This is a genomic window from uncultured Murdochiella sp. (assembly GCF_902488755.1).
Taxonomy (GTDB): domain Bacteria; phylum Bacillota; class Clostridia; order Tissierellales; family Peptoniphilaceae; genus Murdochiella.
Genome location: NZ_CABTXF010000014.1, coordinates 14,950 through 29,126, shown reverse-complemented (window position 1 = coordinate 29,126; position 14,177 = coordinate 14,950). Strand labels below are relative to the sequence as shown.

Here is a 14,177-nt window from a genome sequence, read left to right as displayed (position 1 = left end):
TATTCAACTCTTGGTAAACCACTCTCGGAGCTTATCGTAGAAGAACGAACGGCTATATCTTCAAACTTACGCTGTTCCCAAGTAAACGTGGTTTTGCCTTCTCCACACTCTCCAAACCGCCTCAACGGTATGCGTTGTTCGCCTCCCCAAAAACGGTTCAGGTTAGAGGCAAGGAAAGACGGGTACATTAACTATAACGGTTCAGAAGAATCGATAGAACAAAACTATAAGGAGGATAATATGAAGATTTTGGATGCCTTAAATGAACAGGCGAATTTTGAACTCGAATCGGCCTATATTTATCGGACGATGTCCGCTTATTTAGCAGAAGAAGATATGGCAGGCATGAAGCATTTCATGGATATGCAGGCAAAAGAAGAAGTGGAACATGCGGATAAGATGATTGGCTTTCTGCAAGAGGTCGGCTATCCGGTTCATTATCGTCCCCTCAATCCGGGAGAGGGAAAATTCAAGAGTTTGTTAGACGTTTTCCAAAAGGCGTTGGCGCATGAACAGGTGGTGACGAAGAATATCTATGAGCTCATCGACTTGGCACAAAAAGAAGACCACAAGCCGGCGGAAATTTTCCTGCACTGGTATGTGAAAGAGCAGGTGGAGGAAGAAGCTACGTTCCAGTCGCTGGTGAAGCAGTTGGAACGTGCCGGTTCAAACTGGGGCGCGCTGTATCAGATTGACCACTATATGCTTCAGCGCTAAAGGCGTCAGCGGTACAGAAAGAGAAGAGGCAAGCCGTGGCAAATACCGCGACTTGCTTTTTTTAATTAAAAAAGAGGAAACGATTGCATTTTTACTTTACTTTTTACAGCGCATCCCTTACTATAGTAGTAGTTTCCACATATATTGAACGAACGAAAGTGGGAAACCGTCTCCTTTTGTTGAGACGGCGAGGTGGAGAAGGAAAGAGGAGGATTCCATGAAGCATATGACACAGGCCAACCTGCGATCGGCATTCGGCGGAGAATCCATGGCGCGCAATCGCTATAATATTTGGGGACAGGCAGCCGAAAAAGAAGGTTTTCCGAATGTAAAGCGTTTATTTGATGCGACGGCGGAAGCGGAACGAATTCACGCCGGGTTGCATTATAAAGCCATGAAAGACTTAGAGGGCGATTTTGATGTCGCCACGCGCGGCGGGTTCGGCATCGGAAAAACCGCTGAAAATTTGCAGGGCGCGATTGATGGCGAAACCTTTGAATTTACCGAAATGTATCCGGCATATATTCAGGTAGCGGAAATGCAGGATGAACAAGGTGCGGTGCGTGCGATGCGTTTTGCGATTGAAGCGGAAAAAGTGCATGCCAAGATGTTTGGCGTGGCAAAAGATGCGGTAGAGCAGGGAAAAGATTTGGAAGTCAATGACTCGGTGTATCTCTGCCCGGTGTGCGGCTTTGTTTCGCTTTCCAGAGAAGAGAAATGCCCGATCTGCGGTTGCGCAGGAGAAAAGTTTATCACGTATTGATGTAGAGAAACATGGTCGTGTAAAGGTGAAGGTAGGAAGTCCATGGTCGAAGAAAAAGTAGTGTTGGATAATGAAATCGGGCTTATGGGTCGCCCTGCCGCCAATTTCATTCAGACGGCAAAGAAATTCCTTGCAGATGTCTATTTGGAACGCGATCATAAAGTGTTTAACGGAAAGTCCATTATGAGCGTGCTCAGCATGGGTGCCGGCAAGGGGGCAAAGTTTATTTTGCGTACCGACGGACCGGACGAAAAAGAGGCTTTAGAAGGTTTGTTGGCCTATTTACAGAATGATATTGCCAACTATTAACCAAAAGAGAGAGCCTTTTTCGGCATCGGAATAATGCGGAATTGCTGAAGGTTTCAAAAATGGAGAAGACTGTCGCGTGAGAATCACGCGGCAGTTTTTTTGTTCCCTTTCGCGAAAGCGGTTCGCAGAAGGCAAATTTACGCAGGGCTTGTGCTAAAATAGACGACAGAGAGGGGGCATCATGAACTATTTTCGAAATCTTCGTGAATTGCTGGTAACATTCTCCGTTACCGACGTCATTGATATTCTTGTCATTGCCGTCATTGTCTATTATTTGATTTTATTGGTTCGTGAGACCCGTGCCGAGCAACTCATCAAAGGGTTTATTGCAATTCTCGTCTTTGCGCAGATTAGCGATGGCTTAAAACTGTATACGGTGAACTGGCTGTTGTCCAATATTCTTACTGCCGGTTTTTTATTGACCATTGTGGTGTTCCAACCGGAGATTCGTCGGGCGTTTGAACGTTTGGGCAGGTCACAGGGGTGGCTGAGCAACTTAGTAAACAGCGGCGGTGAACGAGTGCGAAGCGCCGGACGTGTGGAGGAAATTGTCCGGGCGGCGACCTCTCTTTCGCGGCAGAAAATCGGCGCACTGATTGTTTTGGAAGGGGGAACGGGGCTAAAGGAAATTGTGGAATCCGGCACGGAAGTCGATGCTTTGGTCACTGCCGAATTGTTGATCAATATCTTTATTCCCAACACACCGCTTCATGACGGTGCGGTCATCATTCGTGGAGAGCGGGTACTGGCAGCAGGAACGTTTTTGCCCTTAACGCAGAATCGCAATTTGGACAAAGATCTCGGAACACGTCATCGCGCAGCACTGGGCATATCGGAACGATCGGACGCATTGGTCGTCGTGGTTTCCGAAGAAACCGGTGCGATTTCGCTGTGTTCCAACGGACAAATCTCCCGACACATGGATGAATCCACGCTGCGGGAGAACATAACAACGTTCTATGAAAACGGAACAACGACCGAACGTTTGTCCGGTCCGGGACGGCTGCTGTCTTTCCTGAATACCAAAAAGAAGGAACAATCTGAAGAAGACGAGGAAAAGGATGGCGCACGCAAAGACATGCGTGATGCGAGCTATAGAGAAAAGAAACCAGCGGCTCCATCGTCACAACCGAAACGAAATGAAAAAGGAGGTCAGGATGAAACTGCTTAAACATAATTGGCAATGGAAGCTGACCTCGCTCATTATCGGCATTCTTATGTGGAGTTATATCACGGCAGGCGTCAATCCGACGCAGTCGGCAACCTTGTCCGACATTCCTATCCGCATAATTAATCAGGACGCGTTGGAAGAAAAAGAACTCAAAATTACGGACATGGAGTTTGAACAGACTTCGCTTCGCATATTGGGCAAACGCAATGATCTTGGTAGCTTAGACCGCAATTTTATCGTCGCTTCTATTGATGCCGGCACGCTCAAAGAAGGAACGCAAGCCGTGCCGATTCGCTACACTGTGCCGACCAATGTGGTCATTAACGAAACAGCAAATTCTCGCGTACAGGTACAAGTGGAAAAAGTAATTACCAAAAGTCGAAATGTGACGATTAAAGAAACGGGAACGCTTGCGGATAACTACGTTTTGCGCGGTCTTGCCGCCACGCCGCAGACGATTGAAGTAACCGGTCCCCGTTCGGCGGTGGAACGGGTGGCGAATGTCAATGTCGTTATTAATCTGAACGGTCTTACGGCGGACACGTCGGCTAATTTACAGGTGCACCCGGTAGATGAAAATGGGAATCCTGTGGAAGACCTCAGTCTCTCGCTTTCTTCGGTAAATGTCAGTGCCATGATTGCCAAACAAAAAGAAGTGCCCGTTCAGCTGCAATTCGCCCCAGCAAAAGGGCAGGAACCCCCCGTTCGCGTTCGCCAGTCGGCAGTGACGCCCAATACGGTACTGGTTATGGGCAAAACGGCGGATATTGATAAGCTGACGACGATCACGACGCAGCCGTTAGATTTAAGCAAAATAACGAAAGACGGACTATATCCGGTAACGTTGAATTACCCCGAGGGCATCACGCCGGTAAACGACAAGCTGGCGTATAAAGCCCAAATCACGTTGGATGTGCGGGAAGAGCGTTCTTTCTCGGTAAATGTCGATCGCATTCAATCGGTAAATGGCGGTTCTCTTAAAGCACGTCCCGCCGGAGAAGTAAAAACCATCACCTTGCGTCTGCAAGCGTATAAAAATGATTTGGATGCGCTGCATGATTCGGATATCGTGGTAACCGCCAACCTCAGCGGCGCAAGTGCTGGCTTGCAGACCTTGCCCTTAGAGGTGAGTTTGCCAAAAGACATCGTACTAAAGGAAATCAAGCCGGCACAGCTTTTGATGAATGTGGAATAAGCAGCGAAAGCGCGTTATAGAATTTTCAGCGTTCCGGCAAAGACTTCGCTGTCAACATACAGTGTGGTCGCTGCTTCCGGCATTTCCTTTTTCTCATGGACGGAATAGTAATGCTTGCCATTCACGATGACATGCCAATCGGCAGGAACTTGCAGAACCAATTCTCCAAACTGCACGCTGGCATTAAGGCGAACCACGTTGTCGAGGGGCAGCACATTTTTGAGGTCGAGGGTTACGGAAGAAAAGACGACTTCAATATCGCCGCCGGAGAAGGAATCGGAACGGTATACGCGATGCGCGTCCGCGAAAAGAAAGCGGTCGTTTAGCATATCGCGTTCTTCATAGCCATAGGTTCCCTTCTGTTGGTGGTCGTCATCGTCAGTGAAGACATTTTCATTATAGTTCGTGTGCCGTTGGGAAAAACGGTTGATGATAATGCGTAAACCCAAAAGAATGAGGCAGAGGGCGATGAGAATGAGCAGAATGTTCCCACGGAACAATTGTAGTTTGTAGGCTTGTAGGATTGCTCCGAACGCCATGAGAAAGAGCGGAAAATTATGCCGATGTTTATCGGTAAGCAAACGCAGCGCCCCGTATAGAATCAGAAGAGTTGGCCAATAAAGACCAACCAGTTTCAAGAAGTTTGCACCAAGCAGTTGAGTCAGTAAAATGAGTGCGCCGATGCTCAATAATAAGATACCAATAATCATAATTGTCCTTTCTACACCGTAACCGGAAGAGGCGAAAAAAGTCACCATCGGAAAGTGTTCTTGTCCTTTTCGTATTAGAATAGAGGTTGGATTTGTCGGCAATGTGAAGGCGAATAAATGCCTTTTTGCCACAAACAGGAAACAGGGGCGCTGCCCCAAGGGCGAGCGATTTGCTGCCACGAAAAAACAGGAGGAAGGCATGTCCCAGGTTAATGTTCGATTTGCGCCAAGCCCCACCGGGTATTTACACATCGGAGGACTTCGCACGGCTTTATTTAATTACCTTTATGCGCGTCATCATGGCGGTCATTTCATTCTTCGTATTGAGGATACCGACCGTACTCGTTTTGTGCCGGATGCGCTGGAAAATCTTTTGCAGGTGTTGCATTGGGCAGGGCTCGAAAATGACGAAGGCCCCTTTCTTTCCGGCAATACGGTCTCCGAAAAAGGAGAAAATGGTCCCTATATTCAATCGCATCGCCATGAACAGGGGCTCTATCGCCGTTATGCGGAACAGCTCATCGAACAGGGACAGGCATACTATTGCTTCTGTTCCAAAGAGCGTTTAGACCATATTCGTGATGCCATGAAGGAAAAGGGCGAAACGCCGCGCTATGATGGGCATTGCCGCGCGCTTACGCCGGAAGAAGTGCAGAAACATCTTGACGCAGGCGAAGAATACGTCATTCGCATGAAGCTGCCGCGCGATACAAATATCACCTTTCATGACGCGATTAAGGGCGATATCACGTTTAATACGGACGAATTGGATGATCAGGTGCTGATTAAATCGGATGGCTATCCGACGTATCATTTTGCTGTGGTCGTAGATGACCATCTGATGGGCGTAACCCATATTGTCCGCGGCGAAGAGTGGATTTCCTCCACGCCGAAACATGTTTTGCTGTATCAAAATTTCGGTTGGGACGAGCCGACGTATGTTCACCTGCCGACCGTATTGGGAGAAGACCACAAAAAGCTGTCCAAACGAAACGGCGATGCGGCGGTGGAACAGTACATGGAAAAAGGATATTTGCCGGAGGCGTTGATTAATTACATCGCACTTTTGGGTTGGTCGCCTAAGGGTAACGAGGAAATATTGTCGCGTGAGGAACTCATCAAGGTGTTTGATTTTGACCGCATTTCTTCAACGGGCGGCATTTTCGATGTGAAAAAGCTGAACTGGATGAATGGAGAATACATCAAGGCGATGCCGGTGGAAGAGGTGGTCAAGGCGATGACGCCGTTCCTGCAAAAAGAAGGATTGGTGGGAGAGAATCCCGATGCCGATACGCTACAACGAGTGGCGGCGCTCTATCAGAACCGTGTGGAATATTTTCAGCAAATGCCGGATTTAACGCGTCATCTCTTCGTTTCCGCCGCCGACCTGGTGTATGAAGAAGAAGCGAAGGAAATTTTGTCCACGCCGGAGGCGCACGATTTGGTTTCCCGTTTTGCCGAAAAAGTGCGTTCGCAATCATGTATGACAGAAAAATTTGCCAATAGCGTGGTAAAAACGATACAGACGGAGACCGGAATCAAGGGCAAGAATTTGTGGTTTCCGATTCGTGCCGCCGTGGTCGGGGCAACTTCCGGACCGGATTTTGGGCAAACGCTCATGATTTTGGGACGGGATGAGGTGTTGGCGCGACTGGAACGGACGCTTTCGGGAAAGGAAGACGCATGAAAATTTACAATACGCTGACGAGACGGAAAGAGGAATTTGTTCCCATCGAAAAAGGGAAGGTGCGTATGTATGTTTGTGGTCCGACCGTTTACGACTTCATTCACATCGGAAACGCCCGCCCGCTCGTCGTTTTCGATACGCTGCACCGTTTTCTCCGTTGGCAGGATTATGCTGTTCGTTATGTGGTGAATTTTACGGACATCGACGACAAGATTATTAATCGGGCAAAGGAAGAAAGCGTGCCGTTTACCGCCATTACAGCAAAGTATATTGAGGCGTTTATGGAACAGGCTAAGCAGCTCAATTTGCTGGAAGAGGAGACGGTCCATCCTCGCGCGACGGAGATGATAGAACCCATTATCGCTTTTGTGCAGGGACTCATCGATAAGGGGGCTGCGTATGATGCCGAGGATGCTGTGTATTTCGATGTATCCAAAGCCAAGGAATACGGCAAGCTCTCCGGTAAGAAAATTGAGGATTTGGTAGCCGGTGCGCGTATTCGCGTGAACGAAGCCAAGCAGGATCCATTGGATTTCGCCTTGTGGAAGAAGCAGAAAGAAAGCTCTGAACCGTCTTGGGACAGTCCCTGGGGGGCAGGGCGTCCGGGTTGGCATATTGAATGCTCTACGATGTCCAAGGCGTTGTTGGGTGAAACCATTGACATTCACGCTGGCGGAAGCGATCTGGAATTTCCGCATCATGAGAATGAGATTGCGCAGACGGAGACGCTGACAGATCATCCTTTTGCGCGTTATTGGATGCATAACGAGATGATTACCGTGTCCACGGCGGACGGGTCGAAGGAAAAAATGTCCAAATCCAAGGGCAATTTTTTCATGCTCAAGGACATTGCGGAGAGCTATGACCTCATTTTGGTTCGTCTATGGCTGCTCTCAGCGCACTACCGCTCGCCGATCAATTTTTCCCGCGCGGTGATGGAAGCAACCAAAAACGGTTATGAGCGCCTGATGAATGGAAAACACAATTTGGAACGATTGTTGGCGCATACGGTGGATACCGAGCCGACGGAGGCGGAAACCCATCTTCTTGCCGAAATCCATGCGCAGGAAGAGGCTTTTACCAAAGCCTTGGCAGACGATTTGAATACGGCGGATGCGTTAAGCGCCATTTATGAGATTGTACGTATGGCAAATAGCACTCTGCATGAAGGCAGTGCTAAGAAAACGGTGGAACAGGTCTATCAAAAGCTGATTGCGCTTTTGGATGTGTTGGGAATTGCCGATCATAGCGCGGAAAATGATGTGGATGAAGAAGTCGAACGGTTGATTGCCGAGCGGGAAGAGGCGCGTAAAGCGAAAGATTTTGCAAAAGCGGATGCGATTCGTGACGCGCTGGCGCAAAAGGGAATTTTGCTGAAGGATACGCGCACAGGCGTAACGTGGACAAGGAAATAGAAAATGAGTGATTATATTTTTGGCCGCAATGCGGTTTTGGAACACTTAAAAAACGGCAATGAGGCGGAAAAGCTGTACGTCCAGAAAGGAAGACTGCAAGGTGCGGTTCATCGCATCATTGGTATGGCGAAGGATGCCAAACTGCCCATTATCGAAGTCGATCAGAATAAGTTAGATCGCATGACGGAGGGCGGAAATCATCAGGGAGTCGCTTTATTGGCGACGGATTTCGCGTATGAGGACGTGGAAGATATTTTGCAAAGTGCAGAAGCTGCCGGTCACGCTCCATTTATCGTGTTGTTGGACGAACTGACCGATCCGCATAATGTTGGCGCAATCATCCGAAGTGCCGCTTGTTTCGGCGCGGATGGCGTGCTTTTGCCAAAGCGTCGTGCCGCAACGGTGACATCCATCGTGCAGAAAGTGGCATCCGGTGCGACGAATTACGTGAAGATTGCCAAAATCAACAACGTCAATCAGACGATCGAGGAGCTAAAAAAAGCGAATATCTGGGTGTATGGCGCGGCGGCGGAAGCCAAGCAGACCCTGTGGAAAACGGATTTTTCAGGCGGCGTTTGTTTGGTTATTGGCAACGAAGGCAAAGGACTTAGTGAATTGACCCGCAAAAAATGTGATGTACTGGTTTCGATTCCTATGGTCGGTCCCATGGACAGTCTGAATGCTTCCTGCGCAGCGACGGTTCTTATGGCAGAAGTGCTTCGTGGACGTGCGAAAAACGTCTCGGAAGGCAATTAGGCATGAATGCGCTGCTGACGGCAGATCCCTTGGTGGATGAGCGTCCGTTTTCCATTTCGTTGTCGGATCCGGCTCGTATCCGTTTAGCGATTCATGCACGGGGAAACGCTTGTATGCTGCTCGATGCCCATTATCTGGTGGTCATCGGGCTGTTTAAGCTGCTTCGGGAGCTTTCTGTTGTTTCGTTTCGTCATAGCGTCGAGAAAGATGGTTTGGTCTTTTACCTCTCCGTGCGGGAAAGCCGCAGCGTGGTGCGTCGCTATTTGTCGGAAATGAAAGCGTTTCATATTTTGGGAGATGCCTGGGACATCGTGCTGCTGGATGGCGCGCACGTGTCGACAGAGCCGGGAGACGGAAGAACCATGCCCCCTCTTTCGGAGGAAATGCTCCAGTCGCTTGCTGCGATGCATCGCAGTATGGGATCGCGTCCGCTCCGTTTTTCCCGCTACTTTCTTTCGGCAGCGCTTTTGCCCTATACGCGCCGTCGCACGTATGGCTGTGCGGGTCTAAATGCCGCGGACAGTCGAGGAAAAGTGAATTTTTATTCGGTTATTCAAGGGCTGGAATTGCTGCAGCGCAGTTTTTCGAGTCTTGATTTTTCTTCTATATCTTCCTCACAGGAGTTGCATATCGTCGCTAATCCCTTGTCAAAGGCGTTGCAGAACATCGGTCGCACACCGGATTTTTTGGCAGAGCTGCTCTTTTCGGCGATGCTTGTCGCCTGTCTTTATGAACAAAAAGTGCCGCTTTCTGCTATGGAAGAAACGCTCGTTCGGCTTTTGTCCGGTTCGACGGAGGGAATACATGCCAAGCGTCTGCTTGCCTTACGCAGGTTGTTAAGCACGTATCCCGATGCGCTTTTCGATCTGGATTCGTTTAGTCTCTTTCTGCTTTCTCGTATGGACGATGAGACGACCAAACGAAACATGAGCGCGGAGCAATACCGCGAAATACAGCAATTGGCGGATTGGGCGCGACGAGAGAAAGGAGTAGATCGAGACCAACTCAATCAACTCTTTTTTACGAATGCGATTGTATCGGAAGGCGTGCAGACAGCGATTTCGCTGTTTTCGCTGCTATCCTATATACAGGAAGAAGAACGATCTTAATCGCTATTTCGATAGTGCAAAGCGCCGTGCGATTTCGACAATCAGGTCGACGGCTTTTTCCATCCATCCGACGACGGCAAATTCGTATGGTCCGTGAAAGTTCATGCCGCCGACAAAGAGGTTGGGCGTGGGCAGTCCCATGAAAGAAAGTTGTGCGCCATCCGTTCCTCCGCGGGTAACTTCCACTTTCGGCGGAATCTTTAGAGCTTCCATGGCTTGGATAGCGATGTCCACAAGCTGCGGATATTGCGCGATTACTTCGTGCATATTGTAATAAGAATCTTCGATGCTAAGCGAGATACGTTCCCCGTAACGTTCATTCAGATAAGCGACGATTTTTCGCAAGCGTTCTTTTTTCTCTTCAAATTTCGTTTTATCGTGATCACGAATGATGTACATCATTTCCGCGTGGGCTAAATTGCCATTTAATTCTTCCAACATGTAAAAACCATCGCGTTCGGAGGTGTGTTCCGGGCGCATGTGTGCCGGAAGCATGGCGTTTAGCTCCATGGCGACGAGCAATGCATTAATCATTATGTCCTTTGCCGATCCGGGATGAATGCTTTCGCCTTCAATACGGATTTCCGCGGAGGCCGCATTAAAGGTTTCTGCGCTGAATTCGCCCAGAACACCACCATCCATGGTGTAAGCGACATCCGCCCCGAACGCTTGAACATCGAAGCGATGCGGACCGCGTCCGATTTCTTCGTCTGGTGTAAAGCCAACGCGAATTTTTCCGTGCGGAATTTCCGGATGCGCTATAAGCTCTTCCATGGCACAGAGTATTTCGGCAATGCCGGCTTTGTCATCCGCGCCAAGCAGGGTAGAGCCGTCCGTTACGAGCAATTCTTCTCCCACCAGGGAGGGCAGTAGCGGACATACTTCTTCTGTCAGCGTACGACCGTTTCCGAGTGGAATCGGCTTACCATCTGCCTTCACGATACGGGTGTTTTTCGCTCCACCACGAAAATCGGGCGCAGTATCCATGTGGGCAAGAAAACCAAGCACCGGTATAGTTTTCTCCTGTTCAGCCGCTACAGTGGCAGGAAGGGTGCCAAAAAGGTATCCGTTTTCGTCCAACGTCACATCGACGAGCCCCATGTTTTCCATTTCCTGTTTCAGCATTCGCGCTAAAGCCCATTGTCCCTCCGTACTGGGACAGCTTTTCGATTCGGCATCCGATTGGGTATCCAATGCCGCATAACGTTGCAGCTTTTCTACGACAGATTCCATATTTTACTCCTTTGTTTTCCAAATCTTTTTAACACGGTCGGGTTCAGCAGAAAAGACTTTTTCAACGTATGAACAAGCCGGTTGCACGCGGATTCCTTTTTCTTGCGCCTCCAAAATGAGGGTATCTACAAGTTTTTTTGCTAAACCTCGACCTTCGTAAGCCTTATCGACGACAGTATGTTCTGCAATCCAATCCCCATTCGCTTCCGGTCGGTAATACAACGATCCGATTTCTTTCGTGCCGTCATATAGAACGAATCGATGCTGGTTTTTGTCTTTCCGTATTTCCATGGTCTCACCTTCACCTTTCTGTTTTGTTCGTTATACCCATAATGAGGAAGAAAAGGGAGGGGTCAAAATCATCCGGCGCCCCTAGCAAATGAAAAAAAAACGGGTTTAGCCAGGGTCTTATATCAGCGGGCGACCCTGGCAAACGGCAAAAAATGGACTTAGCCAGGGTCTCATATCAGCGGGCGACCCTGGCAAATGACAAAAAACGGATTTAGCCAGGGTTTCATATCATCAGGCGACCCCTGGCAAATGGCAAAAAACAGGTTTAGCCAGGGTCTCAAACCATCGGGCACCCCTGGCAAATGATAAAAAACGGGTTTAGCCGGGGTCGAAAACCATCCGAAGACCCCTGGCAAATGACGAAAAACGGGTTTAGCCAGGGTCTCATATCATCAGGCGACCCCTGGCAAATGACGAAAAACGGATTTAGCCAGGGTCGAAAACCATTAGCCGGCCCTCGCAAATCGTGTTCAAATACCGCTATCCAAAAGAAACTATCTCGTGCACCATATATTCACTTGACAGTTATATAGTGTACATATACAATATAAACATACAACGTTGTAGGAGGAAAAAGTGAATATTCAGATCAAAAATGCAAGTAATGAACCAATCTACTTGCAGATTAAGAAGCAAATCAAAGACGCCATCATTAGCGGTGCGTTGGAGGAAGATGCGCAGCTTCCTTCCATCCGCTTTTTGGCGAAAGAGCTTCGTGTAAGCGTCATTACGACGAAACGAGCCTACGATGAATTGGAACGGGAAGGATTTCTGCACTCCGTCCAGGGGAAAGGCAGCTTTGTCGCGGCGCAAAATCGGGAGTTGATGAGGGAAAAACTGTTGCGGAAAATGGAGTCCTGTTTTGCAGAAGCATTGCACTATGCAGATCTTGCGGATATTTCGCGCCAGGAAGTCCATGAATTATTGCGATTAGTGGAGGAAGACCATGACGGAAGCGATTTGTCTTCGGGAAGTGGAAAAGAAATTTGAAGGTTTTCATTTTGGACCGATCACCTTTTCTGTGCCCACAGGTTGTATTGTCGGTTATATTGGCGAAAATGGCGCAGGGAAGAGCACAACCATCAAGTTGTTACTGGGGATGATTCGTCCAGATGCTGGAAAAATCAGCCTTTTGGGGCAGGAAACATCGAAAATGCAGGAAGAGGAGAAACAGCGGATAGGCTGTGTGTTTGATGACCTCTATCTTCCTGGCGAGATGACAGTAAAAAATGCGGAAGTATTTCATCGCGGTTTATATGGAAAAGCATGGCAAAAAGATACCTTTTATGCGTTGGTTAAGCGATTTCATTTGCCGGAAGATCGTGCCATCCGCCAATATTCGCGCGGAATGCGGATGCAGCTCGGTATGGCGCTTGCTCTTTCCCACGGTGCGAAATTACTTCTTCTGGATGAGGCGACGAGTGGATTGGATCCGGTCATACGGGACGACGTGTTGGATCTTTTGCTGGACTTTATCCAACAAGACGACCATACGGTACTCATCTCCTCGCACATTCTTTCGGATATTGAAAAAGTGGCAGATTACATTGCCTTCATTCATGAGGGCAAACTTCTCTTCATGGAAGCGAAGGATGAACTGGAGGATCGATACGGCATCGTGACCGTAAGCGTAGACCAATTAGCCAGTCTTGATCCGGCTGCGATTATAGGAAAGCGCGTCCATGCGTTTGGCGCGGATGTGTTGGTAGAACGTGCGATGGTGCCAAAGGACTTGGGCGTGGAAAAAGCAAGCATTGAAGATATCATGGTGTATTGGATTAAGGGGGCACGGTCATGAAGGCGTTATTATACAAAGACTTTCTCACGGTGAAAAGAGGACTTTTCCTTGTGACACTACTCGTCGCCCTTATCGGTGGCTATTCGTTTATGGAAAAGAAACTGTTGGTGTTTCCTATGGTATTCGTGCTGCTCCCGATGATTCTTATCGGAATGCTCTTCGGGAACGACCGCCTCAATAAAATGGATGCCTATTTGATTCCTACGCCGATTTCTCGCAAGGTGGTCGTACTTAGCCGCTTTGCCTTCGTTTGGATAATCGCCGGTATCGGCATCATGGTTTCGATTCTCCTCACGGCATTGGCTCCGGAGCAGATGTTCTCGCTGCCATGGCATCTGATCGTGTCGGTACTCCTTCTTCTCATTACAGTAATTACGGCGATTCAGCTGCCTCTCATGTATCGTTTCGATGAGGACAAGGCACGCATTGTCTTTGTAATTCTCTATTTTTTGCTCTTTGCCTTCTTTTCATGGGTGGGACCAAAGATCCGACCCTTTGCATTATCTGAACGCCTGCACGCCGTTCCCACCGTGTGGATCAGTCTGGGGCTCTTTGTGTTGACCCTATTATGCAATGCGCTATCCTTTGGCATTTCATATCGCATTTATGCACGTCGGGAGTTTTAATGCTCGTCCTAGCCGCTATGGACCTTATGCGGATGGACGACAAATCATGGGACGAAGTGTTGACAAGAGCTCCCTTCTTGACTAAAATAACCATGTTACGCAAATGACGCTATTGACGCGGAACGCTGTCTTAGCTCAGCAGGTAGAGCGCAGCCATGGTAAGGCTGAGGTCACCGGTTCAATCCCGGTAGACAGCTTTCTATGCACGCAAGCCCTTGCGTGCAGTGACTACCCTTAGCTCAGTTGGTAGAGCACCTGACTCTTAATCAGGGTGTCCAGGGTTCGAGTCCCTGAGGGTGGATACCGTAAGCTGTTGGAACATTCGATTCCAACGGCTTTTTTTTTATGATCGCTTTTGTCTATAATCGGGTATAGAGAATGCAGGTTATTGTAAATG

The 14,177-nt window shown here is 48.7% G+C and carries 15 protein-coding genes and 2 tRNA genes; 14 read left to right on the top strand and 3 right to left on the bottom strand.

The window, feature by feature from the left end; all coding sequences use genetic code 11:
- Window positions 1-240: 240 nt before the first annotated feature.
- The 5 genes from RDL68_RS02745 (at window position 241) to RDL68_RS02725 (ending at window position 4,155) form a co-directional block, all read left to right on the top strand.
- On the top strand, window positions 241-717 hold the full coding sequence (locus RDL68_RS02745; protein WP_308540144.1) for a ferritin: 477 nt from the start codon (window positions 241-243) through the stop codon (window positions 715-717).
- A 217-nt stretch (window positions 718-934) separates the two neighbouring features.
- Complete coding sequence (locus tag RDL68_RS02740; protein ID WP_308540143.1) at window positions 935-1,480, top strand: ferritin family protein; 546 nt, start codon at window positions 935-937, stop codon at window positions 1,478-1,480.
- A gap of 42 nt (window positions 1,481-1,522) precedes the next feature.
- On the top strand, window positions 1,523-1,789 hold the full coding sequence (locus RDL68_RS02735) for an HPr family phosphocarrier protein (protein WP_308540142.1): 267 nt from the start codon (window positions 1,523-1,525) through the stop codon (window positions 1,787-1,789).
- A gap of 181 nt (window positions 1,790-1,970) precedes the next feature.
- Entirely contained in the window at window positions 1,971-2,960 is a 990-nt protein-coding gene (gene cdaA, locus RDL68_RS02730; protein WP_308540141.1) for a diadenylate cyclase CdaA, read from the top strand.
- Entirely contained in the window at window positions 2,947-4,155 is a 1,209-nt protein-coding gene (locus tag RDL68_RS02725; RefSeq protein ID WP_308540140.1) for a CdaR family protein, read from the top strand. The genes cdaA and RDL68_RS02725 overlap by 14 nt, the downstream gene beginning before the upstream one ends.
- 14 nt (window positions 4,156-4,169) lie before the next feature.
- Here RDL68_RS02725 and RDL68_RS02720 read toward each other — a convergent pair whose 3' ends face one another.
- Window positions 4,170-4,913, bottom strand: a complete 744-nt coding sequence (locus RDL68_RS02720; RefSeq protein ID WP_308540139.1) for a hypothetical protein — start codon at window positions 4,911-4,913, stop codon at window positions 4,170-4,172.
- Window positions 4,914-5,064: 151 nt separating this feature from the next.
- Between RDL68_RS02720 and gltX the strand changes: the two genes are divergently transcribed.
- The 4 genes from gltX to RDL68_RS02700 are packed head-to-tail and all read left to right on the top strand — an operon-like array spanning window position 5,065 to window position 9,832.
- Window positions 5,065-6,552, top strand: coding sequence for a glutamate--tRNA ligase (gltX, locus tag RDL68_RS02715; protein WP_308540138.1), 1,488 nt, complete (start codon window positions 5,065-5,067; stop codon window positions 6,550-6,552).
- Window positions 6,549-7,967, top strand: a complete 1,419-nt coding sequence (cysS, locus tag RDL68_RS02710) for a cysteine--tRNA ligase (protein WP_308540137.1) — start codon at window positions 6,549-6,551, stop codon at window positions 7,965-7,967. The genes gltX and cysS overlap by 4 nt, the downstream gene beginning before the upstream one ends.
- Before the next feature lie 3 nt (window positions 7,968-7,970).
- A complete protein-coding gene (rlmB, locus tag RDL68_RS02705) occupies window positions 7,971-8,723 on the top strand; it encodes a 23S rRNA (guanosine(2251)-2'-O)-methyltransferase RlmB (protein WP_308540136.1) in 753 nt (250 codons plus the stop codon).
- Window positions 8,724-8,725: 2 nt separating this feature from the next.
- On the top strand, window positions 8,726-9,832 hold the full coding sequence (locus RDL68_RS02700; protein ID WP_308540135.1) for a hypothetical protein: 1,107 nt from the start codon (window positions 8,726-8,728) through the stop codon (window positions 9,830-9,832).
- A gap of 3 nt (window positions 9,833-9,835) precedes the next feature.
- Here the strand turns inward: RDL68_RS02700 and pepT are convergent, their stop codons facing one another.
- Both pepT and RDL68_RS02690 read right to left on the bottom strand, forming a co-directional pair.
- A complete protein-coding gene (gene pepT, locus RDL68_RS02695; RefSeq protein WP_308540134.1) occupies window positions 9,836-11,065 on the bottom strand; it encodes a peptidase T in 1,230 nt (409 codons plus the stop codon).
- A gap of 3 nt (window positions 11,066-11,068) precedes the next feature.
- The gene (locus RDL68_RS02690) at window positions 11,069-11,356 is read right to left on the bottom strand and encodes a GNAT family N-acetyltransferase (RefSeq protein ID WP_308540133.1); all 288 of its coding nucleotides are present in this window, start codon (window positions 11,354-11,356) and stop codon (window positions 11,069-11,071) included.
- A 576-nt stretch (window positions 11,357-11,932) separates the two neighbouring features.
- Here RDL68_RS02690 and RDL68_RS02685 point away from each other — a divergent pair.
- The 5 genes from RDL68_RS02685 (at window position 11,933) to RDL68_RS02665 (ending at window position 14,081) form a co-directional block, all read left to right on the top strand.
- Window positions 11,933-12,346 (top strand): GntR family transcriptional regulator, encoded by a 414-nt coding sequence (locus RDL68_RS02685; protein ID WP_308540132.1) that lies wholly within the window; start codon window positions 11,933-11,935, stop codon window positions 12,344-12,346.
- Window positions 12,303-13,154 (top strand): ABC transporter ATP-binding protein, encoded by an 852-nt coding sequence (locus RDL68_RS02680; protein ID WP_308540131.1) that lies wholly within the window; start codon window positions 12,303-12,305, stop codon window positions 13,152-13,154. Before RDL68_RS02685 ends, RDL68_RS02680 begins: the two co-directional genes overlap by 44 nt.
- Window positions 13,151-13,780 carry an ABC-2 transporter permease gene (locus RDL68_RS02675; protein ID WP_308540130.1) on the top strand — a complete coding sequence of 210 codons (630 nt, stop codon included), beginning with the start codon at window positions 13,151-13,153 and terminating at the stop codon, window positions 13,778-13,780. The genes RDL68_RS02680 and RDL68_RS02675 overlap by 4 nt, the downstream gene beginning before the upstream one ends.
- 124 nt (window positions 13,781-13,904) lie before the next feature.
- Window positions 13,905-13,977: transfer RNA gene (locus RDL68_RS02670), tRNA-Thr, on the top strand.
- A gap of 31 nt (window positions 13,978-14,008) precedes the next feature.
- Window positions 14,009-14,081 (top strand) — tRNA-Lys (locus tag RDL68_RS02665).
- Window positions 14,082-14,177: the final 96 nt, after the last annotated feature.

What these genes read in the sequence shown, in the direction of transcription:
- RDL68_RS02745 (WP_308540144.1), top strand. Translation starts at nt 241, where the DNA reads ATGAAGATTTTGGATGCCTTAAATGAACAGGCGAATTTTGAACTCGAA.
- RDL68_RS02740 (WP_308540143.1), top strand. Translation starts at nt 935, where the DNA reads ATGAAGCATATGACACAGGCCAACCTGCGATCGGCATTCGGCGGAGAA.
- RDL68_RS02735 (WP_308540142.1), top strand. Translation starts at nt 1,523, where the DNA reads ATGGTCGAAGAAAAAGTAGTGTTGGATAATGAAATCGGGCTTATGGGT.
- cdaA (WP_308540141.1), top strand. Translation starts at nt 1,971, where the DNA reads ATGAACTATTTTCGAAATCTTCGTGAATTGCTGGTAACATTCTCCGTT.
- RDL68_RS02725 (WP_308540140.1), top strand. Translation starts at nt 2,947, where the DNA reads ATGAAACTGCTTAAACATAATTGGCAATGGAAGCTGACCTCGCTCATT.
- RDL68_RS02720 (WP_308540139.1), bottom strand. Translation starts at nt 4,913, where the DNA reads ATGGTGACTTTTTTCGCCTCTTCCGGTTACGGTGTAGAAAGGACAATT.
- gltX (WP_308540138.1), top strand. Translation starts at nt 5,065, where the DNA reads ATGTCCCAGGTTAATGTTCGATTTGCGCCAAGCCCCACCGGGTATTTA.
- cysS (WP_308540137.1), top strand. Translation starts at nt 6,549, where the DNA reads ATGAAAATTTACAATACGCTGACGAGACGGAAAGAGGAATTTGTTCCC.
- rlmB (WP_308540136.1), top strand. Translation starts at nt 7,971, where the DNA reads ATGAGTGATTATATTTTTGGCCGCAATGCGGTTTTGGAACACTTAAAA.
- RDL68_RS02700 (WP_308540135.1), top strand. Translation starts at nt 8,726, where the DNA reads ATGAATGCGCTGCTGACGGCAGATCCCTTGGTGGATGAGCGTCCGTTT.
- pepT (WP_308540134.1), bottom strand. Translation starts at nt 11,065, where the DNA reads ATGGAATCTGTCGTAGAAAAGCTGCAACGTTATGCGGCATTGGATACC.
- RDL68_RS02690 (WP_308540133.1), bottom strand. Translation starts at nt 11,356, where the DNA reads ATGGAAATACGGAAAGACAAAAACCAGCATCGATTCGTTCTATATGAC.
- RDL68_RS02680 (WP_308540131.1), top strand. Translation starts at nt 12,303, where the DNA reads ATGACGGAAGCGATTTGTCTTCGGGAAGTGGAAAAGAAATTTGAAGGT.
- RDL68_RS02675 (WP_308540130.1), top strand. Translation starts at nt 13,151, where the DNA reads ATGAAGGCGTTATTATACAAAGACTTTCTCACGGTGAAAAGAGGACTT.